Origin of the sequence: Streptomyces sp. NPDC088197 (assembly GCF_044741185.1) — a bacterium.
Lineage (GTDB): Bacteria > Actinomycetota > Actinomycetes > Streptomycetales > Streptomycetaceae > Actinacidiphila.
The window spans coordinates 104,934-130,967 of sequence record NZ_JBIUSD010000004.1 but is presented as its reverse complement, the minus strand read 5'-3'; the positions used below and the strand labels follow the sequence as shown (position 1 = coordinate 130,967).

At 72.4% G+C, this 26,034-nt stretch carries 24 protein-coding genes; 7 read left to right on the top strand and 17 right to left on the bottom strand.

Translation table 11 applies throughout. The features are described 5' to 3' along the window. Position 1: 1 nt before the first annotated feature. A complete protein-coding gene (locus tag ACIOC1_RS12630) occupies positions 2-895 on the bottom strand; it encodes an NAD(P)H-binding protein (RefSeq protein WP_401853789.1) in 894 nt (297 codons plus the stop codon). An 81-nt stretch (positions 896-976) separates the two neighbouring features. Here ACIOC1_RS12630 and ACIOC1_RS12625 point away from each other — a divergent pair, with 81 nt between their 5' ends. Then, positions 977-1,630, top strand: a complete 654-nt coding sequence (locus tag ACIOC1_RS12625; RefSeq protein ID WP_401311264.1) for a TetR/AcrR family transcriptional regulator — start codon at positions 977-979, stop codon at positions 1,628-1,630. 32 nt (positions 1,631-1,662) lie between these two features. On the opposite strand, the gene ACIOC1_RS12620 is transcribed toward ACIOC1_RS12625, so the two are convergent. Further along, positions 1,663-2,073 (bottom strand): Fur family transcriptional regulator, encoded by a 411-nt coding sequence (locus tag ACIOC1_RS12620; RefSeq protein WP_188281148.1) that lies wholly within the window; start codon positions 2,071-2,073, stop codon positions 1,663-1,665. A 391-nt stretch (positions 2,074-2,464) separates the two neighbouring features. Here ACIOC1_RS12620 and katG point away from each other — a divergent pair, with 391 nt between their 5' ends. Continuing rightward, complete coding sequence (katG, locus tag ACIOC1_RS12615; RefSeq protein ID WP_401853786.1) at positions 2,465-4,693, top strand: catalase/peroxidase HPI; 2,229 nt, start codon at positions 2,465-2,467, stop codon at positions 4,691-4,693. A 157-nt stretch (positions 4,694-4,850) separates the two neighbouring features. Here the strand turns inward: katG and ACIOC1_RS12610 are convergent, their stop codons facing one another. Further along, entirely contained in the window at positions 4,851-5,750 is a 900-nt protein-coding gene (locus ACIOC1_RS12610) for a phosphotransferase (protein WP_391045007.1), read from the bottom strand. A 286-nt stretch (positions 5,751-6,036) separates the two neighbouring features. On the opposite strand from ACIOC1_RS12610, the gene ACIOC1_RS12605 reads away from it, so the two are divergent. Next, positions 6,037-6,522, top strand: a complete 486-nt coding sequence (locus tag ACIOC1_RS12605; RefSeq protein WP_188281150.1) for a cation:proton antiporter regulatory subunit — start codon at positions 6,037-6,039, stop codon at positions 6,520-6,522. A gap of 6 nt (positions 6,523-6,528) precedes the next feature. Beyond that, complete coding sequence (locus tag ACIOC1_RS12600; protein WP_401853782.1) at positions 6,529-7,776, top strand: cation:proton antiporter; 1,248 nt, start codon at positions 6,529-6,531, stop codon at positions 7,774-7,776. A gap of 27 nt (positions 7,777-7,803) precedes the next feature. On the opposite strand, the gene ACIOC1_RS12595 is transcribed toward ACIOC1_RS12600, so the two are convergent. Continuing rightward, complete coding sequence (locus ACIOC1_RS12595; protein ID WP_401853779.1) at positions 7,804-8,775, bottom strand: ArsR/SmtB family transcription factor; 972 nt, start codon at positions 8,773-8,775, stop codon at positions 7,804-7,806. A gap of 61 nt (positions 8,776-8,836) precedes the next feature. Here ACIOC1_RS12595 and ACIOC1_RS12590 point away from each other — a divergent pair, with 61 nt between their 5' ends. Both ACIOC1_RS12590 and mftG read left to right on the top strand, forming a co-directional pair. Next, a complete protein-coding gene (locus ACIOC1_RS12590; protein ID WP_401722063.1) occupies positions 8,837-10,048 on the top strand; it encodes an MFS transporter in 1,212 nt (403 codons plus the stop codon). 82 nt (positions 10,049-10,130) lie between these two features. Further along, positions 10,131-11,690, top strand: a complete 1,560-nt coding sequence (mftG, locus tag ACIOC1_RS12585) for a mycofactocin system GMC family oxidoreductase MftG (protein WP_401853776.1) — start codon at positions 10,131-10,133, stop codon at positions 11,688-11,690. A gap of 3 nt (positions 11,691-11,693) precedes the next feature. Here mftG and mftF read toward each other — a convergent pair whose 3' ends face one another. The 10 genes from mftF to mftA form a co-directional block, all read right to left on the bottom strand. Beyond that, positions 11,694-13,223: a mycofactocin biosynthesis glycosyltransferase MftF gene (gene mftF / locus ACIOC1_RS12580; protein WP_401853774.1), complete on the bottom strand. Its 1,530-nt coding sequence runs from the start codon at positions 13,221-13,223 to the stop codon at positions 11,694-11,696. Then, complete coding sequence (gene mftE, locus ACIOC1_RS12575; RefSeq protein ID WP_391161925.1) at positions 13,220-14,011, bottom strand: mycofactocin biosynthesis peptidyl-dipeptidase MftE; 792 nt, start codon at positions 14,009-14,011, stop codon at positions 13,220-13,222. The genes mftF and mftE overlap by 4 nt, the downstream gene beginning before the upstream one ends. Before the next feature lies 1 nt (position 14,012). Continuing rightward, positions 14,013-15,257 carry a pre-mycofactocin synthase MftD gene (gene mftD / locus ACIOC1_RS12570; protein WP_391161924.1) on the bottom strand — a complete coding sequence of 415 codons (1,245 nt, stop codon included), beginning with the start codon at positions 15,255-15,257 and terminating at the stop codon, positions 14,013-14,015. A 138-nt stretch (positions 15,258-15,395) separates the two neighbouring features. After that, complete coding sequence (locus ACIOC1_RS12565) at positions 15,396-16,376, bottom strand: VWA domain-containing protein (RefSeq protein WP_401853769.1); 981 nt, start codon at positions 16,374-16,376, stop codon at positions 15,396-15,398. A gap of 6 nt (positions 16,377-16,382) precedes the next feature. Further along, on the bottom strand, positions 16,383-17,324 hold the full coding sequence (locus tag ACIOC1_RS12560) for an AAA family ATPase (protein WP_391044983.1): 942 nt from the start codon (positions 17,322-17,324) through the stop codon (positions 16,383-16,385). A 39-nt stretch (positions 17,325-17,363) separates the two neighbouring features. Next, complete coding sequence (locus tag ACIOC1_RS12555; protein ID WP_391161922.1) at positions 17,364-18,200, bottom strand: mycofactocin-coupled SDR family oxidoreductase; 837 nt, start codon at positions 18,198-18,200, stop codon at positions 17,364-17,366. A 115-nt stretch (positions 18,201-18,315) separates the two neighbouring features. Continuing rightward, on the bottom strand, positions 18,316-19,149 hold the full coding sequence (locus tag ACIOC1_RS12550) for a mycofactocin-coupled SDR family oxidoreductase (RefSeq protein WP_355340958.1): 834 nt from the start codon (positions 19,147-19,149) through the stop codon (positions 18,316-18,318). 125 nt (positions 19,150-19,274) lie between these two features. Then, positions 19,275-20,525, bottom strand: coding sequence for a mycofactocin radical SAM maturase (mftC, locus tag ACIOC1_RS12545; RefSeq protein WP_401312729.1), 1,251 nt, complete (start codon positions 20,523-20,525; stop codon positions 19,275-19,277). 5 nt (positions 20,526-20,530) lie between these two features. Then, entirely contained in the window at positions 20,531-20,845 is a 315-nt protein-coding gene (gene mftB, locus ACIOC1_RS12540) for a mycofactocin biosynthesis chaperone MftB (protein ID WP_391044977.1), read from the bottom strand. 11 nt (positions 20,846-20,856) lie between these two features. Continuing rightward, positions 20,857-20,988 carry a mycofactocin precursor MftA gene (gene mftA, locus ACIOC1_RS12535; RefSeq protein WP_188281158.1) on the bottom strand — a complete coding sequence of 44 codons (132 nt, stop codon included), beginning with the start codon at positions 20,986-20,988 and terminating at the stop codon, positions 20,857-20,859. 160 nt (positions 20,989-21,148) lie between these two features. Here mftA and mftR point away from each other — a divergent pair, with 160 nt between their 5' ends. Next, the gene (gene mftR, locus ACIOC1_RS12530) at positions 21,149-21,727 is read left to right on the top strand and encodes a mycofactocin system transcriptional regulator (protein ID WP_355340949.1); all 579 of its coding nucleotides are present in this window, start codon (positions 21,149-21,151) and stop codon (positions 21,725-21,727) included. Positions 21,728-21,909: 182 nt separating this feature from the next. Here mftR and ACIOC1_RS12525 read toward each other — a convergent pair whose 3' ends face one another. The 3 genes from ACIOC1_RS12525 to ACIOC1_RS12515 all read right to left on the bottom strand — a co-directional run bounded on the left by ACIOC1_RS12525 (position 21,910) and on the right by ACIOC1_RS12515 (position 25,865). Beyond that, positions 21,910-24,432 (bottom strand): ATP-binding cassette domain-containing protein, encoded by a 2,523-nt coding sequence (locus ACIOC1_RS12525; protein WP_401853764.1) that lies wholly within the window; start codon positions 24,430-24,432, stop codon positions 21,910-21,912. Between the two features lie 74 nt (positions 24,433-24,506). Continuing rightward, on the bottom strand, positions 24,507-24,863 hold the full coding sequence (locus ACIOC1_RS12520) for a VOC family protein (RefSeq protein ID WP_391045635.1): 357 nt from the start codon (positions 24,861-24,863) through the stop codon (positions 24,507-24,509). 210 nt (positions 24,864-25,073) lie between these two features. Beyond that, the gene (locus ACIOC1_RS12515) at positions 25,074-25,865 is read right to left on the bottom strand and encodes a metalloregulator ArsR/SmtB family transcription factor (RefSeq protein ID WP_355341338.1); all 792 of its coding nucleotides are present in this window, start codon (positions 25,863-25,865) and stop codon (positions 25,074-25,076) included. Between the last annotated feature and the right edge of the window lie 169 nt (positions 25,866-26,034).

Genomic DNA, 26,034 nt, shown 5'->3' with positions numbered 1-26,034 from the left:
GTCAGGCGGCCTCGACCGCGGGCCTGAGGACGTCCTCGCACCACCGCCGGAGCGTGGTGGGGGTGTCGACGGCGTGCTGCGGGGTGCGGGTGATCCCGTTGTCGAGGCCGCCGTCCTTGGCGATCGCCATGTCCAGCATGCCCTGGGCGATGGCCTCGGACATGCCCGCGCCGAGGAACCGCTCCTTGAACGGCCCCGCCGGGACCTGCTGGTAGCGGACCGGGAAGCCGAGGACGTCGGCCATCACGGCGGCCGTGTCATTCTGCGACAGGTCCTCGGGGCCGAGCACCGGTACGTCCTCCCGGCCGCTCCACGAGGGGTCGAGCAGCAGGCGGGCGGCGACGGCGGCGATGTCGCGGGTGGCCACCGTGGGCATCGCGCGGTCGGGGGAGAGCGCGTTGAAGAACACGCCCTGCGCCTTGATCACTTGGGCCTGGCGGAGCAGATTGTCCATGAAGCTGGGCAGATTCAGGGACCGGAAGGCCGCGCCGGTCTCCGCGAGCCGGTCGTCCAGGGCCAGCGTGGCCGTCACATGCCCGGCCCGGTCCGCGTAGGCGGTGCCGCGGCCCAGGGAGCTGACGCTGACGACGTGCTTGACGCCGTAGGCGCGGATCGCCTCGACGGCGGGCCGGGCGAAGTCGGAGTACACCTCGTCTAGGGTGGCCGCGTGGGGGTTGGGCGGCGGCAGCCAGAACAGCGCGTCGGCGCCGTCGAGGGCGCGGGCCACGGCCTCGGGGTCGCCGTGCGAGCCCTGGACCACCTCCGCGCGCTCGCGGACGTCGGCGCTCAGCCGGGCGGGGTCGCGGACGACGACGCGGACCGGCTCGTCGGCGGCGAGAACGCGGTCGACCACCTGGTGTCCGATATTTCCGGTAGGTGCGGTGATGACGATCATGAGTTCACTCCAGCGGCATGGGAAAAGGTCGCTCGAACAAGTAAACTCTACCGTACCGTTTACTTTTGAGGATACAAGCCGATGACCGAAGAAGGCGGGCCGCGACAGCGCGGGGAGCAGCGACGGGGCGAGGAGTTGCGGCGCCACATCCTGTTCATGGCCAAGGACGTGTTTCTCGAGGCCGGGTACGAGCGCGCCTCGATGGACGCCGTCGCCGCCCGCGCCGGGACGTCCAAGCGGTCGCTGTACGCGCACTTCGAGAACAAGGAGAAGCTGTTCCTCGCCGTCCTCGGACTCGTCCGCGAGCTCTACCTCGGCAGGCTGCGGACGCCCGACGCGTACTCCGCGGACCCCGCGGAAGCCGTCACCCTGTTCTGCGGGCGGTTCCTCCAGCTCATGACGTGGGAGTCGCAGGTGCGCACCTGCCGGCTGAGCATCGCCGCCGCCGCGTGGCTGCCCGCCAGTTCGCGCGCGTACTTCGACGCCATGTTCGCCACCACCCACGAACGGCTGGCCGCGTATCTCGTCGAGCGCTACGGCATGGGACCCGAGGACGGCGCCGCCCTCGCCGAGGACCTGCTCGGCCGCACCGTGCTGCCGCGCGTCTTCCGCACCCTGCTCAACGTCGAGGACGCGACCACGGGCATGCCGGAGGACGACGCGCTCGCCGCGAGCGTCGACCTGCCCGCCATCCGCCGGGTGGTCGCGACGGCGCTGCCCGCCGCCGAGGACTGACGGCTACCGGCGTCCGCGCTGAGGCGCGGTCCTCACGCGCAGGACGGGCACACACCCCGGTAGGTGACCTCGAACGCCGAGACGGTGAAACCGAAGCGCTCCTCGGGCGGCAGGTCGGCCAGCGGGTCGCCGGTCGGGTGGACGTCCCGGATCGTGCCGCAGCGCGAGCACACCAGGTGCTGGTGGGCGTGGTGCGCGTTCGGGTCGTACCGCTTGGCGCGGCCGTCGGTGGAGACCTCGATGACCTCGCCGAGCGCGACCATCTCGCCCAGGGTGTTGTAGACGGTGGCCCGCGAGATCTCCGGCAGCCGCCCGGCCGCGCGGGCGTGCACCTCGTCGGCCGTCAGGTGGACGTGGTCGCCGTCGAGAACCTCGGCGACGACGCGGCGCTGGGAGGTCATCCGCCAGCCGCGTCCGCGCAGCCGCTCCAGCAGGTCACTCATGTCGGTTCACCTATTCAGGTTCGGCGGGATGCCCGAAGTTTACTCATGGGCGTCCGGAGTCTGATGGGATATGAGCTTGGCCCGCTTCTTGACTTGGACACAGTCCATCGTAGGATCGGTTCCGGCGATAGCCAAGGGACAGGAAGCCCCCAGCAGGGCAGGAGACGGAGACGTGACGGGACCACTGCCGTGAAGTCGCGCGGCGTCGGCCTGAGGGTGGGGACCGCCCGCGTCACGGCCACCGCCCGCCCGACCGTGTCCGATGACCCTGGCTCGTCGTTCGACTTGTCGCCCGACGAACCGCGGTCGTCTCCCGGGGCCGAGCGCCCCGACTGTTCCATTTCCCCGCAGTTCCTGAGCACCGTGATCCGCCTGGTCCGGAAGGATTCCCATGTCTGAGAACCATGATGCAATCGTCACTGACGCGAAGGCGGAGGGCGGGGGTGGCTGCCCGGTCGCGCACGGACGCGCGCCGCACCCGACTCAGGGCGGCGGAAACCGCCAGTGGTGGCCCGAGCGGCTCAATTTGAAGATCCTTGCCAAGAACCCCGCCGTGGCCAACCCGCTCGGCGAGGACTTCGACTACGCCGCGGCGTTCAAGACCCTCGACCTCGCGGCGGTCAAGCAGGACATCGCGCAGGTGCTGACCAGCTCCCAGGACTGGTGGCCCGCCGACTTCGGCAACTACGGCCCCTTCATGATCCGTATGGCGTGGCACAGCGCGGGCACGTACCGCATCAGCGACGGCCGCGGCGGCGGCGGCGCGGGCCAGCAGCGCTTCGCCCCGCTCAACAGTTGGCCGGACAACGCCAACCTGGACAAGGCCCGCCGTCTGCTGTGGCCGGTCAAGAAGAAGTACGGCCAGAGCCTGTCCTGGGCCGACCTGATGATCCTCACCGGCAATGTCGCCCTGGAGCAGATGGGCTTCGAGACCTTCGGCTTCGGCGGCGGTCGCGCGGACGTCTGGGAGCCCGACGAGGACGTCTACTGGGGCCCCGAGACCACCTGGCTCGGCGACGAGCGCTACACGGGCGACCGCGAGCTGGAGAACCCGCTCGGCGCCGTCCAGATGGGCCTCATCTACGTCAACCCCGAGGGCCCCAACGGAACGCCCGACCCGCTGGCCGCGGCCCGCGACATCCGTGAGACCTTCCGCCGGATGGCGATGAACGACGAGGAGACCGTCGCGCTGATCGCGGGCGGCCACACCTTCGGCAAGACCCACGGCGCGGGCCCGGCCGACAACGTCGGCGACGACCCCGAGGCCGCCTCCGTCGAGCAGCAGGGCCTCGGCTGGAAGAACAGCTACGGCACCGGCAAGGGCGGCGACGCGATCACCAGCGGTCTCGAGGGCATCTGGACCAACACCCCGACCGCCTGGGACAACAGCTTCTTCGAGATCCTCTTCGGCTACGAGTGGGAGCTGTTCCAGAGCCCCGCGGGCGCCAACCAGTGGCGGCCGAAGGAGGGCGCGGGCGCCGGCACCGTACCGGACGCGCACGACGCGTCCAAGAGCCACGCCCCGACGATGCTCACCACCGACCTCGCGCTGCGGGTCGACCCGGCGTACGAGCAGATCTCGCGGCGCTTCTTCGAGAACCCCGCCGAGTTCGCGGACGCCTTCGCCCGCGCCTGGTACAAGCTGACCCACCGCGACATGGGCCCGGTCGTGCGCTACCTCGGTCCCGAGGTCCCCTCCGAGGTGCTGCTGTGGCAGGACCCGCTGCCCGCCGCCACCCACGAGCCGCTCGACGCCTCCGACCTCGCCGCCCTCAAGAGCCAGATCCTCGGCTCCGGGCTGTCGGTGGCCCAGCTCGTCTCCACCGCGTGGGCCTCGGCCTCGTCCTTCCGCGGCAGCGACAAGCGCGGCGGCGCCAACGGCGCGCGCGTCCGCCTCCAGCCGCAGATCGGCTGGGAGGTCAACGAGCCCGACCGGTTGGCGACCGTGCTGCGCACCCTGGAAGGTGTCCAGGAGTCCTTCAACGCCGCCCAGAGCGGCGGTAAGGGGATCTCCTTCGCCGACCTGATCGTGCTGGCCGGTGGCGTCGGCGTCGAGCAGGCCGCCAAGGCGGCCGGGTTCGACATTCAGGTGCCGTTCACGCAGGGCCGCGTGGACGCGACCCAGGAGCAGACCGACGTCGAGTCGTTCAGCGCCCTGGAGCCGACCGCCGACGGATTCCGCAACTACCTCGGCAAGGCCAACCGGCTGCCCGCCGAGTACCTGCTGATCGACAAGGCGAACCTGCTGAACCTGAGCGCCCCCGAGCTGACCGTCCTCGTCGGCGGCCTGCGCGTCCTGGGTGCCAACTACCAGCAGTCCGCCCTCGGCGCCCTCACCGAGACCCCCGGCACGCTGACCAACGACTTCTACGTCAACCTGCTCGACCTGGGCACGACGTGGAGCGCGACGTCGGAGGACGCGAACACCTTCGAGGGCCGCGACGCCTCCGGCGCGGTCAAGTGGACCGGCACCCGCGCCGACCTGGTCTTCGGCTCGAACTCCGAGCTGCGCGCCCTGGCGGAGGTCTACGCGAGCGACGACGCGAAGGAGAAGTTCGTCAACGACTTCGTCGCGGCGTGGGCCAAGGTCATGGACCTCGACCGGTTCGACCTGGTCTGAGAACGGTGCCTCCGGGGCACCGCGTGAGGACGCCTGACCGCGTCTGACGCACATCCCGGCCACGACGTCCGGGGCGGCTCGCAGAAGCCGCCCCGGACGTCGCTGTGTGCGGGGCCCTTTCGGCCGCCGGGTGCCCAGGCGCCCAGCGGCCCGGGGCTCAGTCCTGGGCGAGCACCGCGCGGATCACATGCCGGGCGTTACGTGCCATCGTCGGATTCGTCTCGCGGTAGTACGGCAGCGCGTTCACCGCCTGGGAGAGCGCCCGGCCCCGCCCGCGCCTCCACGTCGCGTCGTCGACGCCGAGCGCGCCGCGCAGGACCTCCCGCGCGTCGGGCGGCAGCAGATTCCACGCGGGGAACAGGTCACAGGCCGGATCGCCCACGCCCGCGCACCCGAAGTCGATCACCGCGGTCAGCCGGCCCCCCGACACCAGCAGATTGCCCGGCATCAGATCGGAGTGCACCCACACCGGCGGCCCGTCCCAGACGGGCGCGCGCAGGGCGTCCTCCCACACGGCGGTCAGGCCGTCGCAATCGACGCCCTCCTGCGGAATCCCGCGCAGTCGCGCGATCGCCGACCGAGTCGACGCGTCATGGTGGGCGAGCGGTTCGCCGCGATAGGCGGGCGGCGGGTCCGGCAGCGTGACGTCCCGCATCGCCCGCACGAATCCGGCGATGTCCTCCGCCAGGCGTACGGGTTCGCTCAGCGCCCCCGCCTCCGGCGGTTCGCCGTCCAGCCACCGGTACACCGACCACGGCCACGGATACCCCCGCGCGGGCTCCCCGGCGCCGAGGACTTCGGGGACGGCCGCGGGCAGCAGGGGCGCGAGCCGCGGCAGCCACTCCTGCTCCAGCGCGACGTCCCCGGCCCCGCCCGCCACGAGCGGCAGACGGACCACCATGTCGTCGCCGAGCCGGTACATCGCGTTGACCGTGCCGCCGGACGGGAACCGCCGCACGTCGAGCCCCGCCCACCGGGGGAACTGTTCGGCCACCAGCCGCCGTACGAGGTCGGCGTCGATGGGGTGCAGGTCAGGGTGCATGGGCGGGGTGGTCATGGGGCGTCATACGACCGCGCGGCGGCGGCTCCCGTCAACCGCTTTTCCCCCCTCGACGGCCCGCCGCGCGGGCGCCCCGCCGGGGGCCGGCGAGGGGTGCCCCATCCCGCCCCCGCAATCCATTTGCCATTCCTTTACTATGGCTCGGTCGGTCCGCCCGCGACCCTGGTAGGAGCCGCGGTCGCCGCCGACCCGGCGAACGCGCCGCGCCGCCCGACCGCCCGACCAACACCGGTCGGCCCGGACGCCGTTCACACGACACGTCCCGTCCCCCTTGGAGCACGCAATGCAGCACACCGTCCACGCGCGCAAGACCCCGCTCCCGGGGGTGGGCATCCGCTACGACGTGTCCACCGACGCCGGTCGGCACCTGTCGGTGGTCGTGCACCACGACGGGCGGCGCACCCTGGCGTTCCACGACCCGGAGGACGACGACGCCTGCAAGGACGCCGTGGTCCTGGAGCCGCACGAAGTGAGCGCGCTCGCCGAACTGCTCCCGCCCGACCCGGTCGCGCACCTGCGCCAGCACTTCGAGATCGACCTGGTCACCGAGCACATCACGGTGAGCAAACGGTCGCCGTACGCGGGCCGCACGCTCGGCGACACGCAGGCCCGTACCCGTACCGGCGCCTCGATCGTCGCCGTGCTCCGCCGCACGGCCGCCGTGCCGTCGCCCACTCCCGACTTCCGCTTCGCGGTCGGCGACATCCTTGTCGTCGTCGGCACCCGCGAAGGTGTGGACGCCGTCGCGGAACTGATCACAGGGGGATAAGAGCCTGTGCACGACACGACCGACATGCTCATCGAGCTCGGGGCGATCATTCTCGCCCTGGGCATCCTCGGCCGCCTCGCGGGACGTGTCGGCTTCTCGCCGATCCCCCTCTATCTGCTCGCGGGGCTGGCCTTCGGCAAAGGCGGGCTCATCCCGCTGCACGCCAGTGAGGACTTCGTGGCCACCGGCGCCGAGATCGGCGTCGTCCTGCTGCTTCTGCTGCTCGGCCTGGAGTACAGCGCTTCGGAACTCGTCACGAATCTGAAAACGCAGTACCCCTCGGGCGCGGTGGACTTCGCGCTCAACGCCGTACCCGGCGCGGTGGCCGCGCTGCTGCTGGGCTGGGGTCCGGTCGCGGCCGTCGCGCTGGCGGGCGTGACGTGGATCTCCTCGTCGGGTGTGATCGCGAAGGTCCTCGGGGACCTCGGCCGTCTCGGCAACCGTGAGACCCCGCTCATTCTGGGTGTGCTGGTCCTCGAAGACCTCTCGATGGCGGTCTATCTGCCGATTCTCAGCGCCCTGCTGGCGGGTGTGAGTCTCGCGGGCGGCACCCTCACTCTGCTGATCTCGCTCGGCACGGTCGGGATCGTCCTGTACGTGGCGCTGCGCCACGGGCGGCTGATCAGCCGCGCCGTCTCCTCCGACAATCCCGAGATGCTGCTGCTGGTCGTGCTCGGGCTGACGCTGCTGGTGGCCGGTGTCGCGCAGCAGCTCCAGGTCTCCGCCGCCGTCGGCGCGTTCCTGGTCGGCATCGCGCTCTCCGGTGAGGTCGCCGAAGGAGCCCGCAATCTCCTGACCCCGCTGCGGGACCTGTTCGCGGCGGTCTTCTTCGTCTTCTTCGGCCTGAGCACCGTCCCGTCCGACATCCCGCCGGTCCTGGTCCCCGCGCTGATCCTGGCGGTCGTCACGACCCTCACCAAGGTCGCCACCGGCTGGTACGCGGCGCGCAGGGCCGGAATCCGGTCCGCCGGACGGTGGCGGGCGGGCGGCACGCTGGTCGCGCGCGGCGAGTTCTCCATCGTCATCGCGGGACTCGCGGTCGGTGTCGAGCCCCGGATCGGGCCGCTGGCCACCGCGTATGTGCTGATCCTGGTCGTCCTCGGCCCGCTCACCGCCCGCTGGACCGAGCCGATCGCCCGCAAACTCACCGAGGCCATCGGCCCGTACGCGCGCCGCCGCGCCGCGCTCCCGGCCGCCGCCGCGTCCCCCGGCCCGGCCGAGGAACAGATCGACACGACGGCCACGCGTTCCTGAGCGCCCCGCCCGCTCCGCGACGACGGCTCACTCGTGCCGCTGGGCGCGCACCAGCACCTCCCCGGCGTCCGTCCGGTAGTAGAGCACCGACCGCCCCGCGCGACGGCGCCGGATCAGACCGGCGTCGAAGAGCACCTTCAGATGGCGGCCGACGGAGCCGAGTCCCTGGCCGGTGAGCGCGACCAGTTGGGTGGTGCTCTTGGGGGAGTCCAGGAGGACGAGGACGGCCGCGCGCCCCGGCCCGAGCAGCGCGCGCAGGGCGTCCGGCGCCGAGGGCCGGTCCGGCTCGGCCAGTACGCCCGCGCACGGGTAGATCACGGCGTAGCGGTGCGGCCGGTCCCAGGAGACCCAGCTGCGGCGCGGGGTGACCGGCACGAACAGCAGCCGCGCCCCGGAGATCTCGCGCGGCGGATTGTCGTACGCGTTGATCTGGAGCCGTCCCTCGCCCAGCCAGCGCATCCCCGGCCGCATGTCGTCCAGCGCCGCCGTCCAGCCGCCCTGGCTCAACTGCCGGGTGCGCGCCACGATGTCGGCCTCGAGAACGCGGCGCCGCCGGGGCCAGTACGGCAGGACCGTCTCCGTCCACACCCACCGCATCACATCCGCGGCCCGCTGGGGCACTTCGGCCTCGGGCAGCCAGGCGGGCAGCGGTCCGCCCAGCGATATCGCCAGGTCGGCGCGGGCGACGTCGGCCGGGGTCGTACGGATACGGTCCAGCTCCGCCTCGATCGACGGCTCGCCCTCGGCCCGCGGCGGGGGGATGAGGAAGTCCGCGATCCAGGTCGGCCGGAATCCGGCCCCGACGATGAGCGCGGCGACCGGGTCCTCGGCCAGGCGGCGCCGGTACGCGGACCGGTGGGCGCGCAGCCACGCGCTCTCGCCGGGGTGCGCGGCCGTGCCGCCCGCCAGGTCGAGCAGGCTCGCGACGGTCTCGGCCAGCGGGGAGACGACGAAACGGCCTCCCGCGAGGGTGTCCGCGTTGACCAGCCACCAGCCCATCGTTTCGCCTCCCCGCGAAACTCTAACGCCGGGCCGGCCGGCCTGCGGAGACTCCCCGTCCATGCGCACCTACCGAGAACTCTTCCGCGCCCCGGAGTTCACGCCGCTGTTCGCGACCGGCTCGCTGTCGACGGCCGCCTCCACGGTGAGCGGTCTCGCGCTGGGCACGCTGATCTACACGGCGACCGGCTCGCCGCTGCTGTCCGCCCTGGCGATGTTCGGCCCGGCGCTGGTCCAGGTCGTCGGCGCGACCACACTGCTGTCGGCCGCCGACCGGCTGCCGCCGCGCGCCGCGACGGCCGGGCTCGCCCTGCTCTTCGGCCTGTGCACCGCCGCCCAGGCCGTGCCGGGACTGCCCGTGTGGGCGGCCTTCGCCGTACTCCTCGGCGAGGGGCTGATCGCCTCACTGGGCGGGGGAGTGCGCTACGGGCTGCTCAACGAGATCCTTGAGCGCGACGGCTATCTGCTCGGCAGGTCCGTGCTCAACATGTCGGTCGGCGCCACGCAGATCTGCGGCTTCGCCGTCGGCGGGGTCCTGGTCACCGTGCTGTCCCCGCGCGGCACCCTGCTGGCCGGCGCCGCGCTCTACCTGGCCGCCGCGGCCGTCGCCCGGCTCGGCCTGAGCGGTCGCCCGCCGCGTACCGCGGGACGCCCGTCGGTCGCCGACACCTGGCGCACCAACGGCCTGCTCTGGTCGTCCGTGCCCCGCCGCTACGTCTACCTCGCCCTGTGGGTGCCCAACGGGCTCATCGTCGGCTGCGAATCCCTCTACGTCCCCTACGCGCCCCGGCACGCCGGGCTCCTCTTCGCCAGCGCGGCCCTCGGGATGCTCGCGGGCGACACCCTCACCGGCCGCTTCCTGCCCCGCCGTTGGCGCGAACGCCTCGGCGCCCCGCTGCGGCTGCTGCTCGCCGCCCCCTACCTCGCCTTCGCCCTCCACCCCGCCCTGCCGCTCGCCGTGACCGCCGTCGTCCTCGCCTCCGTCGGCTACTCCGCGAGCCTCCTCCTCCAGGAACGGCTCATGTCCCTCACCCCCGACGCCCTCAGCGGCCACGCCCTCGGCCTCCACTCCTCCGGCACGCTCACCCTCCAGGGCGTCGGCGCCACCCTGGCGGGAGCTGTCGCCCAGCGCACCTCACCCGCCACCGCCATGACCGTGATGGCGACCGCCTCCGTAGCCGTCACCCTCGCCCTGGCCCCCGGCCTGCGCCCGCTCCCCACCGCTGAAGGTCCGGCCCTCGGCGAGACCCCGGCGCGGAGCCCGTCCGCCTGACCGGGCCCGGCGGGAGCGCCGACCGGGAACGGGAGGGGGGCTCGCCTAGGGTGGCCGTGAACCGGTGGGAAAGGGGCGGGGCGTGGGTCCGAGGAGCGGGGTGGCGCGGGCCGATGTCGTGGTGGTCGGGGGAGGCGGGAGCGGGGGGCCGTTGGCCGCGCGGCTGAGCGAGGACGCGGGGCGGACGGTGGCGCTGATCGAGGCGGGGCCCGCGCCGAGAACCTTCGCGCCGGAGTTGCTGGACGCGCGGCTCGTACCGGGGGCGTGGGCGCGGGGGGCGCCGCTGTGGCTGTATCCGGCGCGTCTGACACCCGAGCGTCCCCACACGATCGGCCGCGGCAGGATCCTGGGCGGCTCGACCACCGTCAACGGCGGGTATTTCGTATGGGCCCGGCGGGACGACTTCGACCGGTGGGCGGCGGCGGGCAACGACGCCTGGTCCTTCGACCGGATGCTGCCGTTCCTGCGCCGGATGGAGGCCGACCTGGACTACGGCGCGTCCGCCGTCCACGGCGCGGACGGCCCGGTCCGGGTGCGGCGGACCGCGCTCGACCACCCCGCCGCCGCGGCGTTCGGCGCGGCGGCCCGCGAGTCGGGGTTCCCGGCCGAGCCGGACAAGAACGACCAGGGCGCGCCCGGCTTCGGCCCGGTGCCGTCGAACGCGGTCGACGGCGTACGCGCCAACACCGCCGTCGGCTACCTCCAGGACGCGCTCGCGCGCCCCAACCTCACCGTCCTCGGCGACCGCACCGTCCGCCGAGTCCTGGTGGAGCACGGCCGCGCGGTCGGCGTGGAGACCGAACGCGACGGCGTACGGGAGACCGTCACGGCGGGTGAAGTCGTGCTGTGCGCGGGCGCTTTCGGGTCACCGCACCTGCTGGCGCTGTCCGGCATCGGCCCGCGCGCGGACCTCGAACGCCTCGGCATCCCCGTGCTGCGGGACGCCCCCGGCGTCGGCGGGTCGTTCAGCGACCACCCGCAGATCGTCGTGGAGTGGACCCCGGTACCCGACGTGCCCGCCGCCGACGGCGGTTGGCTCGGCGGCGCCCTCCACCTGGCGTCGAGCGGCGGCCCCGCGGCGGGCGACCTGGAGATCCTCCAGTCGCTCACGCCGATGGCGGCCCTGATCCGCGCCCGCACGTCGCTGCCCGGCGCGCCGCTGCCCTTCCTCGTCTCCGCGCAGGCCCCGCGACCGCGCGGACGCCTGCGGATCGTCTCCGCCGACCCCGCGGTGCCGCCGACCGTCGACTACGGCTATCTGCGGACGCCCGACGACCGGCGGCGGCTGCGCGAGGCCGTCAGGACGACAGCGGCACTGATCGCCGCACCCGCCTTCCGTACCGTCGTCGCGCCGGACTCGACGGCCGGGCCCCGCCACGAGACGCTGGCCGACGACGGCCTGCTCGACGCGTGGATCCGGGCCCGTATCGGCACCTCGGTGCACGCCTGCGCGAGCGCGCCCATGGGTCCGGCGGACGACCGGCACGCCGTGGTCGACCAGTACGGCAGGGTCCACGGAGTGCGGGGGCTGCGGGTCGCGGACACCTCGATCCTTCCGGCCGCTCCCCTGCGCGGTCCCGCGGCGACCGCCGTCCTGATCGGCGAGGTCGTCGCGGACGCGATCCGCCACGACCGCGCGTGAGCGTCAGCCCGAGGCACCCTTGCCGGACCCCAGGCGCGGGCGCAGCGCCGCTGTCGAGCGGCCCTTGAGCGCGGAGAGCCAGACGCCCGTGCCGTAGGCGAGGTCGTCCAGGCGGCGGGCGACGGCGTAGCGCAGGGGGTCGAGGCCGACCTCGCCCGGACGGTATTCGAGGGCGACGTCGGCGACCGACGCGACGGCGACCGCGCGCCGGATCCGGGGGGAGACCGCGCAGCCGACGGCGGCCAGCGGCCACCAGTGGCGGGTGAGCAGGGCGCCGGTCTGGGACAGGGCGCTGACCGCGCCGTTGGCGGTGAGCCGGGTGGCCAGCCGTACCGGGTGGTCGGCGCCCTTGAGTTTGCGGGCGATCCGTACGGTCGTGATCCCGCAGACGGCGCCCGCCACCGGCAGCGACCAGCGGCGCTGGGCCAGCAGCGCGAGGGACAGCGCGCCCGCCCAAGGGGCGAGGACGGCGGGGGCGATGAGTTCGGGGTGGCGCTCGGCCAGCGGATGCGCTCCCGTGCCGTACGCGGCCTTGCGCAGCATCCAGTCCGTGAACCGCACGCGGTGCTCGTGCTCGGCGCGGACCGACGGCTCGTACCGTACGCGCCAGCCGTCCTCGATCAGCCGCCAGCACAGGTCGACGTCCTCGCCGACCCGCATGGCCGCGTCGAAGCCGTCCGCCATCGCGTCCACCCGCGCCACGCTGCACGCGGTGGAGGCCCAGGAGACGGGGGTCCCCGGGCGGACGGCCGCCGGGTCCCGGCCGAGGTCGAGCGAGGACCTGGCGGCCTCGTACCGGCCGATCCAGCCGGTGGCCGCGGCGGTCGGCAGCCCGGTGATGCGCGGCACGGCCATGCCGACCTTGGGGTCGGTGAAGTGCCGGAGCAGGACGGGGACGGTCTCCGGGGGCAGCACGATGTCGGAGTCCACGAAGACCACGTACGGGGTGCGGACCAGCCGCAGCCCCGCGTTGCGGGCCGCGGCCGGGCCCATGTTCCGCTCCAGCACGACCAGTTGGGCGCCGTGCTTGGCGGCGGTGTCCTCGATGTCGTCGGCGTGCCGCGATCCGTCGTCCACGACGACGACGCGCTGGCCGGGGCCGATGCTGGTGAGCAGCCGGTCGAGTTGCGCGGCCCGCTCGTGGACGGGCACGACGAAGGTGTGCCGCGGGTCGGGATTCTGCGGCAGGTCGCGGACGACCGGGTACGCCATGCCGTTGTCGAGCAGCCGGTCGGCGAGGACGCCGCTCGCCGCGTCCCGGACGCGCACCGTACGGTCGTCGGCCAGCAGCGGGCGCGCGCGGGGGGTCAGCCGGACGAGCCGGGTCGGGAAGCCGCCGAGCAGGGCACGGCCGCCGTCGATGACGCGGGTGTGGCGGTTGAGCGCGACCACGAAGCCGCCGGGCAGCCGCGCGGTCCCGCCGGGCGCGCCCGTACCGCTCCTGCCGTCCGGAGCGCCGGCGCCGCGCTTGCCGTCCGGCGCACCCGTACCGCCGTCGCCCTCGGGCGCGCGCCCCGCCGGTTCCGCGGTCATTCGGTCACCGTCCCGTCCACCGGTTCGGCGTCGACCAGTCGGCCGCGGGTGTCCGCGGACCCTTCGGCGATCAGCCGGGTGGCCGTGGTGACCATGTACGTCATCGCCTTCTCTCCTTCTTCGGCGGACGCCCCCGCCGGGTCGCCGAGGACCCCGGACGGCGAGACCGCCAGCACACCGCCCGCGACCAGGTCGGGCATGAGGTCCGCGAGCGGCCGGGTGTCCCCGGCGACGGCCTGCGCGGTCCGCACGTCCCCGGGCGCCAGGTGGAGCATGACCGAGGTCTCCCACCGTCCGGCGTGCGGATCCGCGTCGGGTGCCACGCACGGCACCCACGCGACGTGGTGGCCCTCGGCGCGCAGCAGGACGACCGCCTCGGCGAGCGTGGCGACATTGCCGCCGTGCCCGTTGACGAAGACGATCCGCCCGGCCCACATCGCCAGCGACCGCACGGACTCCACGAGGACCGCCTTCAGGGCCTCGCGGCCGATCGAGACGGTGCCCGCGAAGCCCGCGTGCTCGCCGCTCGAACCGTAGGCCATGGTCGGCGCGACCAGGGTGTGCCACTCGGGCGGGGCCCCGGCCGCCACCCGCTCGGCGACCGCCCGCGCGATGGCGGCGTCGGTGCCCAGCGGCAGATGCGGCCCGTGCTGCTCGGTCGAGCCCAGCGGCACCAGGACCAGCGGCGCGAACGGGACCGTCGGCCAGACGGCGTGCGCCAGGTCGGAAGGGGCCGCGGGTCCTGCCGTGCTCCCGGGGCCCGCGCGGTTCGCGGGTGTCGACGGCATGTCAGCGGATCGGGTCCTTGGAGCGCGGCGCGGCCTCCGCGGCGCCCGCGCGGTCCGCGCGGCCGACGAGCCCGCCGCCGAGTGTCCTGGTGAAGCCGTCGGGGATCACCAGGTCGTCGGGGGACAGCTCGTGCACCGAGGAGTGGCCCAGGCCCAGCACCGCGGAGTCCAGGCCGCCGCGCATGATGTCCAGGACGTTCTCCACCCCGGCCTGGCCGTTGGCCGCGAGCCCCCACAGGTAGGCGCGGCCGATCAGCACCGCGCGGGCGCCGAGCGCCAGCGCCTTGGCGACGTCGCCGCCGCGCCGGATGCCGCCGTCGAGCACGACCTCGATCTGGTCGCCCACCGCCTCGGCGATCGACGGCAGCATCCGTATCGTGCCCGGTGTCGTGTCCAGGTTGTTGCCGCCGTGGTTGGACACCGAGATCCCGCTGACCCCGGCGTCGACCGCGCGCTTGGCGTCGTCCACCCGCGTCACGCCCTTGAGCAGGAACGGGCCGCCCCACTCCTCGCGCAGCCACTTCACGTCGTCCCAGGTGGGCGGCGCCGTCTGCATCCACTCGTAGTAGGCGCCGAAGAAGGTGGGCGCCGCGCCGCCCGGCGGGCGGAGGTTGGGCGCGGTGAGGTCGGGGAGCCGACGGGATTTGAGGAACCGCATCAGCCAGGCCGGGTGCGGCGCCACGTTCGGCGCGAACTTCAGCATCGTCTTGAAGTCCAGCTTCTCCGGGATCGAAGGACTGCCCCAGTCGCGCCCGTTGGAGAAGGACCAGTCGAGCGTGGAGATCAGCGCCTTGGCCCCGGCGGCCCTGGCCCGGTCCATCCGCTGCACCATCGACTCGCGGGTGCCGGTCCAGTACATCTGGAAGAAGGTGTTCTCGTTCGCCTCGGCGACCTCCTCGACCGGCTTGCTGGCGAAGGAGCTGAGCCCCATGATCACGCCCCGGTTCGCGGCGGCCCGCGCGACGGCCACCTCGCCGTCCGGGTGCACGGCCTGCACACCGGTCGGTGAGATCACCACGGGCATCGACGTCGGGATCCCCAGCACCGTCGTCGACAGGTCGCGCTCGGCGTGATGGCCCACCACCCGCGGCGCGAAGCCCAGTTCGGCGAACGCCTCGATGTTGTCGTCGATGGTCCGGCCGCGCTCCGAGCCCGCGACCAGGGCTCCGTAGACCGAACTCGGTAGTTGCTTCTTTGCCCGGCGCTGCGCCTCGGCGACGGTCTCGAACCAGGGATTCCTGCTCATTGCGTGTTCCTCTTCGTCTCGGAGCCGGTCCTTCGGGGCCGGTCCATGTCCGTGAGCGTCAGGTGCCGCCCGTGCGCCGCTGAGGCGCGGGTCAGCCGCTCCTCACGTGCCCCGGGCGAACGTGCCTCCACGCGCCGTTCATGTGCGGAAGACCTCCCTGAGAGCCGGTGCGATGTCGTGGTGGGTGCGGATGCGGTGGAAGGTGCCGTGCCCGGCCCTGGCCAGTTCCGCGCCCAATTCGACGTCCTTCTCACCGCTCGTGTCGAGCAGCACGTCCAGCCGCGGCAGCCGGGCCGCCGCCGGGCGCGGGTCCGGCCCCGCGTTGTGGACGCAGTCCGACAGCAGCAGCACCCGCGCGCCGCGCCGCGGCACCGACGCCAGCCGGGCGGCGGCGAGTTCCAGCGGGAAGGCCACATTGGTCAGGCCCCTGGCCGGGATGCGCAGCATCGCGTCCAGCAGCTCCATCGGCCTGACCGGGTCGCCCAGTTCGAGCAGCACCGCCGCGTCCGACCAGAAGGCGACGACGGCCAGCGCCTCGGACTCCAGCTCGGCCGCGAGCGCGCCCACGGTCGCCGCCGCGGTACGTACCCGCTCGCCCTTCATCGACCCCGACAGGTCCACCGCGAGCACGACGGAGCGGGGCGCGCGGACCCGCTCGAAGACGAAGACGTCCTCGTCGTCGGGGACCGGCCGCTCCGCCAGCCGCTCCAGCGTCGGATCCAGGTCGATGTCGCTGCCCCGCTGCCGGTACGGGAGGCTGGCCAGCCGCCCCGAAGCGGCCGGCCGTCCGCCGCGCGCCCGCTTCGGCTTCGGCAGGGACAGCCGCGCGGCGATCTCGCGGGCCCGCGCCCGCACCGCGGGGTCCACCGGCTCGGTGTCGTCCGAGCCGCTGAGCAGCTCCCCCCGCTCCTCGGTGAAGTCGGCCGCCGAGCGGGTCGGCCGCGGGCGCGCGGGACCGGCGCCGCGCGAGCGGGCGCGCAGCACCGTGCCTCCCGTGCCCGCCACCGCTTCGAACACCTTCGGCTCCTCGTCGAGTGTCTTGGGGATACGGCGCAGCGGTCGCCGCGACCGGTCCGTGGACGCCCGTTCGCGCCGCCGTACGGGCGAGTCGGCCTCCACCGCTCTTCATCCGGGCTCCGCCCGCGCCGGATCCAGCACGAAGCGGTCCTCCCAGATCTCCCGCAGGACGCGCTCCGCGGTGGTCTCCGCCGCGTCGTCCAGCCGGATCCGGCCGGACAGCGAGACCGTCATCGCGTCGTAGAAGCTCTCCGGGTAGCGGTCGTCGTCCGGTCCGCTCAGGCCGCGCATCGTCATCAGGCCGTCGGCGACCAGCGCGCAGTCGATCGCGCCCCGCACGCTGCTGCCCTGACGCAGATCCGGGTGCGCGCGGGTGGCCCGGGTCACCGCGACGGCGTCGGGCACGATCCGGTCCGCGAGCGGACCTGACAGCGCGGCGCGCAGCCTGACGATGTCCTCCTCCGCGGCGGCGTCCTGGTACCCGACCACGATCCGGTTGAGCCGGTCGCTGACGCCCGCCGAGAGCCGGGTGGTGCCGATGTCGTCACTGGGGTTCATCGAGGCGATGACCCGGAACGACGGCTCGGCGGTGACCAGGCCGACCCTGGGCACCTCGACCGCGCGGTCGGCCATCGCCGACAGCAGGGTGTTGAGGGTGTCCTCGGGGGCGCGGTTGAACTCCTCGATGTAGAGGAACCCGCCGGTGCGCATCGCCTGGACCAGCGGCCCCGCCACGAAGTTGTCGGCGCTGTAGTCCTCCCGCAGCACCCGCGCGGGATTGTGGTGCCCGACCAGCTTGGCCGGGGTCAGATCGGCGTTGCCCTCCACGAACACCAGCGGGATGCCCCACTCCTCGGTGATCGCCTTGAGCATGGTGGTCTTGCTGGTGCCGGGCGGGCCCTCCAGGACGAGATCCCGCCCGGCGCCGACGGTCGCGAGCGCGAGTTCCAGCTCGCGCTCGCGGCCGACGATGCGCGAGGCGATCCGCTCCCCGGCCGCCGCGACGCCGGAGCCGGCCCCGGCGTCCCGTACCGTCCGCAGTGTGGTCATCGTTCGCGCTCCCTACGCTCGACGTGGCTGACAGACCCGCTACTTGGCCGTCTGGCCCGCGTCGATCGGCAGGGTGACGCCGGTGACGTACCGCGCCTCGTCCGAGGCCAGCCACAGCACCGCGTTGGAGATGTCGACCGGCTCGACCCACGGGATCGGCAGCGCGTTCATCGAACCGAAGCGCGGGCCGAGATTCTCCTTGGTCCGCTCGGCCACCGGCAGGTCGGACGCGAACAGCTCGTACGTCGCCGAATTCTGGATCATCGGGGTGTCGACCGACGTGGGGTGCACGCTGTTGACCCGGATGCTGTCCGGGGCCAACTCCAGCGCCAGCGTGCGCATCAGGCCGACGACACCGTGCTTGGCGGCGACGTAGTGCCCGATGTTCTCCATCGCCATCAGCCCGGCCGTCGAGCTGGTCAGCACGATCGAACCGCCGTTGCCACCCGCCTTGATGTGCGGGATCGCCGCCTTCGCGGTGTGCCACACACCGGTGAGATTGACGTCGATCATGTCCTGGAACACCTGCTCGTCCAGCTCCGACATGGTGCCGAAGCTGAAGATGCCCGCGTTCGCCGAGACGATGTCCAGCCGTCCGAGCTGCGCGACCCCGGCGTCCACGGCTGCCTTCAGCGCCTCGAAGTCACGGACGTCCGCCTGTGCGGCGACGATCCGCCGGTCCAGCTTCTCCACCTCGCGTACGGTCTCCGCGAGGTCGTCGGGCGTCGCCATCGGGTACGGCACCGAGTCGATCTGCGACACGACGTCGACGGCGATGATGTCCGCGCCCTCCTGCGCCAGGCGTATCGCGTGGCTGCGGCCCTGACCACGGGCGGCCCCGGTGACGAGTGCGACCTTTCCCTCTACACGCCCCATTGCGTGCTCACCTCTTTCTCTTTCGATGACGCTGTCGTTCTGCGAACCCCCGTGAACCCCCGCTGATCCCCGTGAGCCGTGTCGCGTTCTGCCGCGAACCGCCTGGCTCGCGGCCCTACTTGAGGAAGTTGCCGCCGTCGACGGGCAGCGTGACCCCGGTGACGTACCGGCCCTCGTCCGAGGCCAGCCACAGCAGGGCGTTGGAGATGTCCACCGGCTCCACCCACGGGATGGGCAGCGCGATGACCGACCGCGAGACCTCGGCGAAGTCCTCCGCGGTCGGGTGCTCCAGGTCGGGACGGAACAGCTTGTAGGTCATCTCGTTCTGGATCATGGCCGTGTCGACCTGGGTCGGATGGATGCTGTTGACCCGGATGCTGTCCGGGGCCAACTCCAGCGCGAGCGTGCGCATCAGGCCGACGACGCCGTGCTTGGCGGCCACGTAGTGACCCGCGTGCGGATACGCGCGCAGGCCCGCCTCCGAGCTGGTCAGGATGATCGAGCCGCCGCGCCCGCCCGCCTTGAGGTGCGGGATCGCCGCCTTCGCGGTCTTCCACACGCCCGTCAGATTGATGTCGATGACATCGCGCCAGCGCTGGGCGTCCAGTACGTCGAGGGTGTCGGGTATGACGCCGATCCCGGCGTTCGCCGCGACGATGTCGAGCCGTCCGAGCTGCGCCACACCGTCGTCCACGGCGGCCTTCAGCGCCCCGAAGTCACGGACGTCCGCCTTCGTGGCCACGATCCGGCGGTCCAGCTTCTCCACCTGCCGTACGGTCTCGGCCAGGTCCTCGTCGGTGGCGCCCGGGTAACCGGCGCTCGGCACGTCCTCGCAGATGTCCACCGCGATGATGTCCGCGCCCTCCTGCGCCAGCCGCACCGCGTGGCTGCGGCCCTGACCGCGCGCGGCTCCGGTGATGAATGCGACCTTTCCTTCTACACGCCCCATTGCGTGCACCTTTCGTTACGGGTTGATTACTGTGAGTGATGTCCCCGAGGTGTGCGGAATCGATACGGTGGCCGGGCTCCGTGACCGGAGCCGGCGGCCGGGCCGGTGGGGCGGTCCCGGAGTGCTCAGACCGGACGGAAGCCGGCGAGCGGATCCTCCGCGCAGTCGCTCACGGGCGGCCGGTCCAGATCCTCACGACGGGTGAGGGTCAGCGGGACCGGTCCCCGGCGCGGTGCGGGGGAAGTACGGTGTGAGTGGTCGACGGACGACTTCGGGACGGGTGTGTGCTGCGTACGGTTCGCGAGCAGTTCCTCGCCGTAGCCCTGCACGCACTCCGGGTCCGGCCCGTCCAGCGGCAGGCCGGTGAAGAACTTGGCCGCCATGCACCCGCCCTTGCAGGTGTCGAAGAACTGGCAGGAGGCGCAGGCGCCGCCCGACTGGGGCTCGCGCAGGCCGCGGAACAGCTCGGACTCGCGCCATACCTCGGTGAAGCCGCCGGGCTGCCGGATGTTCCCGGCCAGGAACTCCTCGTGGATCGCGAACGGGCAGGCGTAGACGTCCCCGACCGGGTCGATCAGGCACACCACGCGTCCGGCGCCGCACAGATTCAGGCCGGGCAGCGCCTGCCCGTAGGCGGACAGGTGGAAGAAGGAGTCACCGGTCAGCACGCTGTCGCCGTGCGCCACCAGCCAGTCGTACAGCTCGCGCTGCTGGTCACGCGTCGGGTGCAGCTCGTCCCAGACGTCGGCGCCGCGCCCGGACGGGCGCAGCCGGGTCAGCCGGAGCTGGGCCCCGTACCGGTCGGCGATGGCCTTGAACTCGTCCATCTGGGGGATGTTGTGCCGGGTGCACACCACGGACAGCTTGAAGTTCCTCATCCCGGCGGCGGACAGATTCGCCATGGCGCGCAGCGCGGTGTCGTACGAACCGGGGCCGCGGACCGCGTCGTTGACCTCGGCGGTCGCGCCGTCGAGGGAGATCTGCACGTCGACGTAGGAGTTCTCGGCCAGCCGGGCCGCGACCTCCGGGGTGATCCGGACGCCGTTGGTGGAGAACTTCACGCCCACGTGGTGGGCGGTGGCGTAGTCGACCAACTCCCAGAAGTCGGGGCGGACCGTGGGCTCGCCGCCGCCGATGTTGACGTAGAAGACCTGCATGCGTTCCAGCTCGTCGATCACCGCCTCGGCCTCGGCCGTGGTGAGTTCGCGCGGATCGCGGCGGCCGGAGCTGGACAGGCAGTGCGTGCAGGACAGATTGCAGGCGTAGGTCAGCTCCCAGGTCAGACAGATGGGCGCGTCGAGTCCGTACTCGAACAGGTCCACCAGCCGTTCGGCGCCGGGAGCGCGGGCGGGGGCGTCCGTGGTCGTCGTGGTCATGGGGCTCACGGGGTCCTTTCCACCACCATCGACGACCTGGCGAGGGTCGCGAGGGCGCGGCCGTACCGCGGCACGTCGGCTTCGGTGACCCCGGCCGCCGAGCAGGCGGCCCGTGCCGTGGGGGAGTCCTTGAGGGACTGGACGACCGACAGCAGTCGCCGGTCCTTGAGGAACGAGAGTTTGCGCGTTCCGAAGTGGTACAGCAGGGCGCCGAACGGTTCCGGCCGGACCGAGACCTGCGGGTGCAGATCCCAGGGGCGGTCGAGATCCATGCCGGGCGCCGGGTCCGGGGCGTTCACCGGACGGTCCGTGCCGCTCATGGCGGGGCGGCTCAGTAGACGCCGCACATGCCGTCGATCGAGACCTCTTCGACCAGGTCGTCGGCCTCGATCACGGAATCCGCGGTGACATCCTCGTCGGCGGCACGCGGCTCGCCGGGCTCCTTGAGCTGAAGCTCTTCCATACCATGGCTCCTCAGTCGGGCGATGGTCGCAGGCGGGGTTGTTGTCGTCCGCCGTGCCTTCAATAATGTTCAGACTAATGGCACCCGGTGCCAAATGGAAGAAGGAAAATCCGTGAGGTCCCCAGCCGACGCTCCGAAACCGCCGTCGACCAGCACTCGCATGGGGCGTCAGCCCTCCACGACGGTGGACGAGCTGAGCCATGTGGCGCTGGAGCTGTTCGCCGAGCGCGGCTTCGCCGAGACGACGGTGGACGACATCGCCGCCGCCTGCGGCATCGGCCGCCGGACGTTCTTCCGCTACTTCCCGTCCAAGAACGACGTGCCCTGGGGTGACTTCGACGCCCTGGTGGAACGGATGCGCCGCTACCTCCAGCGCACCCCGCCGGACATGGCGCTGGCCGAGGCGCTGCGCGGCGCCATCGTGGAGTTCAACCGCTTCCCGGCCAGCGTCGTCCAGGACCACCGGCTGCGGATGTCCCTGCTGCTGAACGTGCCGACGCTGGTCGCGCACTCCACGCTGCGGTACGCCACCTGGCGGCAGGCCATCGCCGAGTACGCCGCCCGCAGGCTCGGGGTGGACGAGGACGACATGCGGCCGCAGGTGATCGCCTGGGCGGCGCTGGCCGCCTCGCTGTCGGCCTACGAGCAGTGGCTCAAGGACGAGGACGCGGATCTGCCGGCCCTGCTGGGCTCGGCCTTCGACATCCTCGGCGAGACCTTCTCCGGCGAAGGGCGCTGAGCCGCGCTGCGGGCAAGGGTGTTGTGCCGGGCTCGGGTCCAGGGTGTCGAGCCCGGCTCCCGGCGAAGGGCGCTGAGTCGGGCCTCGATCGCGGGTGTTGAGCATGTCCTCGGCCAACCGCGGTGCGCCTGGCCGTCGTTGGCGTGAGCGCACCGCAAGGTCGGGCGTCCGCGACGGGTACGTCAGGCGCCGACGTACGCCGCGAGGTGTTCCCCGGTGAGGGTCGAGGCGTCCGCGACCAGGTCGGCGGGGGTGCCCTCGAAGACGACCCGGCCGCCGTGGTGACCCGCGCCGGGGCCCAGGTCGATGATCCAGTCGGCGTGCGCCATCACCGCCTGATGGTGCTCGATGACGACGACGGACTTGCCGGAATCGACCAACCGGTCCAGCAGGCCCAGCAGTTGCTCCACATCGGCGAGGTGCAGGCCGGTGGTCGGCTCGTCCAGCACATACACACCGCCCTTGTCCGACATGTGCGTGGCCAGCTTCAGCCGCTGCCGCTCGCCACCGGACAGCGTGGTGAGCGGCTGGCCGATGCCCAGATAGCCCAGGCCCACATCGGCCAGGCGCCGCAGGACGGCGTGCGCCGCGGGGGTGTGCGCCTCGCCGCCGCCGAAGAACTCCTCGGCCTCGGCCACCGACATCGCCAGCACCTCGCTGATGTCGCGCCCGCCGAAGCGGTAGTCGAGCACCGACGCCTCGAACCGCTTCCCCTCGCACTCCTCGCACGTGGTCGCGACCCCGGCCATCATCCCCAGGTCGGTGTAGACGACGCCCGCGCCGTTGCACGTCGGGCACGCGCCCTCGGAGTTGGCGCTGAACAGCGCGGGCTTCACCCCGTTGGCCTTCGCGAACGCCTTGCGGATCGGGTCGAGCAGCCCGGTGTACGTGGCCGGGTTGGACCGCCGCGAGCCGCGGATCGCGCCCTGGTCGATCGACACCACCGCCGTACCGTCGGCGCCCTTGACCTGGGCGCCCTTGACCAGTGAGCCGTGGATGAGCGAGCTCTTGCCGGAGCCCGCGACACCGGTCACGACGACCAGCACGCCGAGGGGGACATCGACGTCGACACCGCGCAGATTGTTCGTGGTCGCGCCGCGGATCTCCAGCGCGCCGGCCGGTTCGCGGACCGTCTTCTTGAGTGAGGACCGGTCGTCGAAGTGCCGCCCGGTGAGGGTGCCACTGGTCCGCAGCCCGTCGAGGCCGCCCTCGAAGCAGACCGCGCCGCCCGCCGTACCGGCGCCGGGCCCCAGGTCGACCACATGGTCGGCGATGGCGATCGTCTCCGGCTTGTGCTCCACGACGAGCACCGTGTTGCCCTTGTCCCGCAGCCGCAGCAGCAGGTCGTTCATCCGCTGGATGTCGTGCGGGTGCAGACCGGCGGTCGGCTCGTCGAAGACGTACGTGATGTCGGTGAGCGCCGACCCGAGGTGCCGGATCATCTTCACGCGCTGCGCCTCGCCGCCGGACAGCGTGCCCGCGGGCCGGTCGAGCGCGAGATAGCCGAGGCCGATCTCCACGAACGAGTCGAGGGTCTGGAGCAGCGCGGTCAGCAGCGGGGCGACCGAGGGCTCCTTCAGCTCGCGGACCCACTCGGCCAGGTCACTGATCTGCATCGCGCAGGCGTCGGCGATGCTGATCCGCTTGATCTTCGAGGACCTGGCGCCCTCGCTGAGCCGGGTGCCGTCGCACTCGGGGCAGGTGGCGAAGGCGACCGCCCGCTCCACGAACGCCCGGATGTGCGGCTGCATCGCCTCCTTGTCCTTGGAGAGCATCGACTTCTGGATCCGGGGGATCAGCCCCTCGTACGTCATGTTGATGCCCGCGATCTTCATCCGCGTCGGCTCGCGGTGCAGGAAGTCGTGCAGCTCCCTCTTGGTGTACTTGCGGATCGGCTTGTCCGGGTCGACGAAGCCGGACTCCTTGTACAGCCGCATGTTCCAGCCGTCCGAGCCGTAGCCGGGGATGGTGATGGCGCCTTCGGAGAGCGACTTCGTGTCGTCGTAGAGCTGTGCGAGGTCGATGTCGGAGACCGTGCCCCGGCCCTCGCAGCGCGTGCACATGCCGCCGGTCCGGTGGAAGGTCGCCTTCACCGCCGTCTTCGAGCCGCGCTCGACGGTGATCGCGCCGCTCGCGCTGACCGAGGGGACGTTGAACGCGTACGCGCCGGGCGGGCCGATGTGGGGCTTGCCGAGGCGGCTGAAGAGGATCCGCAGCATCGCGTTCGCGTCGGTGGCGGTGCCGACCGTCGACCGCGGGTCGGCGCCCATCCGCTGCTGGTCGACGGTGATCACGGTGGTCAGCCCGTCCAGCACGTCGACGTCGGGGCGTGCCGTGGTCGGCATGAAGCCCTGCACGAAGGCGCTGTAGGTCTCATTGATCAGCCGCTGCGACTCGGCGGCGATCGTGCTGAACACCAGCGAGCTCTTGCCGGAACCGGAGACCCCCGTGAACACCGTCAGACGGCGCTTGGGGATCTCGATGCTGACGTCTTTCAGATTGTTCACCCGTGCGCCGTGCACACGGATCAGGTCGTGGCTGTCGGCCGGACGCACCGCGGACGCCCGGGTCGTCCCGGCGCTTTCCGCGGTCTCGTCCGCGCCGACGGGTGCGGCGATCCTGGCCGGCTTGGCGGTTTTGGCGGTCCTGGCGGTCTTGGTGGTTGCCGCGGCTGTCGGCCTGGCCGTCTTCTTCGCCGTGCTCATCGTCTCTCCATGACGTCAGGTCGACCGGCGGGCGTCGTCACCCGGCGCGTGGCCGGACTCGCGCGGGTCGGCGGTCATCGGTCCTGGAGGATACCGAGGACATTGCCGTCGGGGTCGGTGACGGTGGCCACCAGCCGGCCGCCGCCCACGTCCGACGCCGCGTCCTTCACGGTGGCGCCCGCGGCGGTCAGCTCGGCCAGCTTCGCCTCGATGTCCGACACCTCCCAGTACACCACCGGGGACGTCAGACCCTGCGGGCCGCCGCCCGGCACCAGCCCGATGTGCTGGTCCCCGGTCTCGAAGCCCACGTAGTACGACTCGTCGGTCTGCGGCTCGATGCCGAGCAGCGCCGAGTACACCGCCTTCGCCTTCGGCAGGTCGGACACGGGGTGCAGCACGGTCTTGATGCCCTGGGTGGTGGTGCCGGTCATGATCGCTCCTGTGGTCGCGGGCCGCATGGACCCGGTGTTTCCGTGCCGAGGTCCCCAGACGTTCTGGGGCTCGGCGTCCATGCGATTCACGCTACGGGCGGGCGCCGGGATTCGCTTCTCCATTCCTGACCGGTCCCGCGCCGCCCTCGTGACCGGCCCTTTCCCGCCGGGGCCCGAGGCCCGGTGGCCGGGGCCCCGCGCCCGGTGTGCTCAGGCGCGGGCGGTGGGGGACATCTCCCAGGGCGCCTGCGGCAGCACCTCACCGGTTTCGAGCAGCGACTTGAGGTTGGCCAGCACGGCGGGCCAGCCCCGCGAGATGCCGTTGAACATGTCCGTATTGGCCAGCTTCTCGTGGGTCACGGTCAGCCGCACGATGTCCTGGTGCGGCTCGACGAGGAAGGTGACCTCCGACGGCTCGCGCGGCGGCTCCTTGCCGACGGAGTCCTCGAAGGTGAGGACCAGGCGCGTGGGCGGCTCGGCCTCCCGCACCTGGCCGACGGCGTCCACGGCGCCCGAGCCGTCGGCGCGGCGGTGCTCCCAGGCCGAGCCCGGCCGCCAGTCCGAGACGTTGGCGTGTCCCCAGTACCGCGCGGTCAGATCGGCGTCGGTGAGGGCACGCCACACCTGCTCGGGCGTCGCCCGGATGTAGGTGACGTAGACATAGGTCGGTACGGATACGGATTCGTCGGTCATGGCGTACTCCTCTGCCAGGTTCTTGATGGCGCTCAGGGCCCGCAGCCGGGGCTTGTCGAACCCCGAGATCCAGCGTTCCTCAATGTCGTGGATGGGCGCCGGATTCAGGTAATGCAGCCGCTCCCGCCCACGGCGCACCACGGTCACGAGATTGGCCTGCCCGAGCAGGTCGAGATGCTGCGTCACCGATTGGCGGGCCATGCCGAGACGCTCGCACAGCTCACGCAGCGTCTGACCGTTCTGTTCCCGCAGCCGGTCCAGCAGGAGTCGCCTGGTCGGGTCGGCCAGTGCTTTGAAGACCGGGTCCATCTCGCTCGGTTCTGGGCTCACCTCTCCATTATGCAGGTATCTGCCTGCCTATTGTCAACGACGCAGGTCAGGGGCGAGGTCAGGGGCGAGGTCAGTGGCGCGGGCCAGTGAGGTGGGCCCCATGGCTCAGCTCGGGGACTCGGCCCGGCGGCACCGTCCACGGGCGCCG

Coding starts and splice junctions, on each gene's coding strand:
- mftC (WP_401312729.1), bottom strand. CDS start 20,525: ATGACCACGACGACCACGGACGCCCCCGCCCGCGCTCCCGGCGCCGAA.
- ACIOC1_RS12590 (WP_401722063.1), top strand. CDS start 8,837: ATGCGCACCTACCGAGAACTCTTCCGCGCCCCGGAGTTCACGCCGCTG.
- ACIOC1_RS12610 (WP_391045007.1), bottom strand. CDS start 5,750: ATGACCACCCCGCCCATGCACCCTGACCTGCACCCCATCGACGCCGAC.
- mftR (WP_355340949.1), top strand. CDS start 21,149: ATGGGGCGTCAGCCCTCCACGACGGTGGACGAGCTGAGCCATGTGGCG.
- ACIOC1_RS12520 (WP_391045635.1), bottom strand. CDS start 24,863: ATGACCGGCACCACCACCCAGGGCATCAAGACCGTGCTGCACCCCGTG.
- mftD (WP_391161924.1), bottom strand. CDS start 15,257: ATGAGCAGGAATCCCTGGTTCGAGACCGTCGCCGAGGCGCAGCGCCGG.
- ACIOC1_RS12555 (WP_391161922.1), bottom strand. CDS start 18,200: ATGGGGCGTGTAGAGGGAAAGGTCGCACTCGTCACCGGGGCCGCCCGT.
- ACIOC1_RS12625 (WP_401311264.1), top strand. CDS start 977: ATGACCGAAGAAGGCGGGCCGCGACAGCGCGGGGAGCAGCGACGGGGC.
- ACIOC1_RS12560 (WP_391044983.1), bottom strand. CDS start 17,324: ATGACCACACTGCGGACGGTACGGGACGCCGGGGCCGGCTCCGGCGTC.
- mftF (WP_401853774.1), bottom strand. CDS start 13,223: ATGACCGCGGAACCGGCGGGGCGCGCGCCCGAGGGCGACGGCGGTACG.
- ACIOC1_RS12525 (WP_401853764.1), bottom strand. CDS start 24,432: ATGAGCACGGCGAAGAAGACGGCCAGGCCGACAGCCGCGGCAACCACC.
- ACIOC1_RS12630 (WP_401853789.1), bottom strand. CDS start 895: ATGATCGTCATCACCGCACCTACCGGAAATATCGGACACCAGGTGGTC.
- katG (WP_401853786.1), top strand. CDS start 2,465: ATGTCTGAGAACCATGATGCAATCGTCACTGACGCGAAGGCGGAGGGC.
- ACIOC1_RS12550 (WP_355340958.1), bottom strand. CDS start 19,149: ATGGGGCGTGTAGAAGGAAAGGTCGCATTCATCACCGGAGCCGCGCGC.
- ACIOC1_RS12515 (WP_355341338.1), bottom strand. CDS start 25,865: ATGGACCCGGTCTTCAAAGCACTGGCCGACCCGACCAGGCGACTCCTG.
- mftE (WP_391161925.1), bottom strand. CDS start 14,011: ATGCCGTCGACACCCGCGAACCGCGCGGGCCCCGGGAGCACGGCAGGA.
- ACIOC1_RS12620 (WP_188281148.1), bottom strand. CDS start 2,073: ATGAGTGACCTGCTGGAGCGGCTGCGCGGACGCGGCTGGCGGATGACC.
- mftA (WP_188281158.1), bottom strand. CDS start 20,988: ATGGAAGAGCTTCAGCTCAAGGAGCCCGGCGAGCCGCGTGCCGCCGAC.
- ACIOC1_RS12595 (WP_401853779.1), bottom strand. CDS start 8,775: ATGGGCTGGTGGCTGGTCAACGCGGACACCCTCGCGGGAGGCCGTTTC.
- mftB (WP_391044977.1), bottom strand. CDS start 20,845: ATGAGCGGCACGGACCGTCCGGTGAACGCCCCGGACCCGGCGCCCGGC.
- ACIOC1_RS12605 (WP_188281150.1), top strand. CDS start 6,037: ATGCAGCACACCGTCCACGCGCGCAAGACCCCGCTCCCGGGGGTGGGC.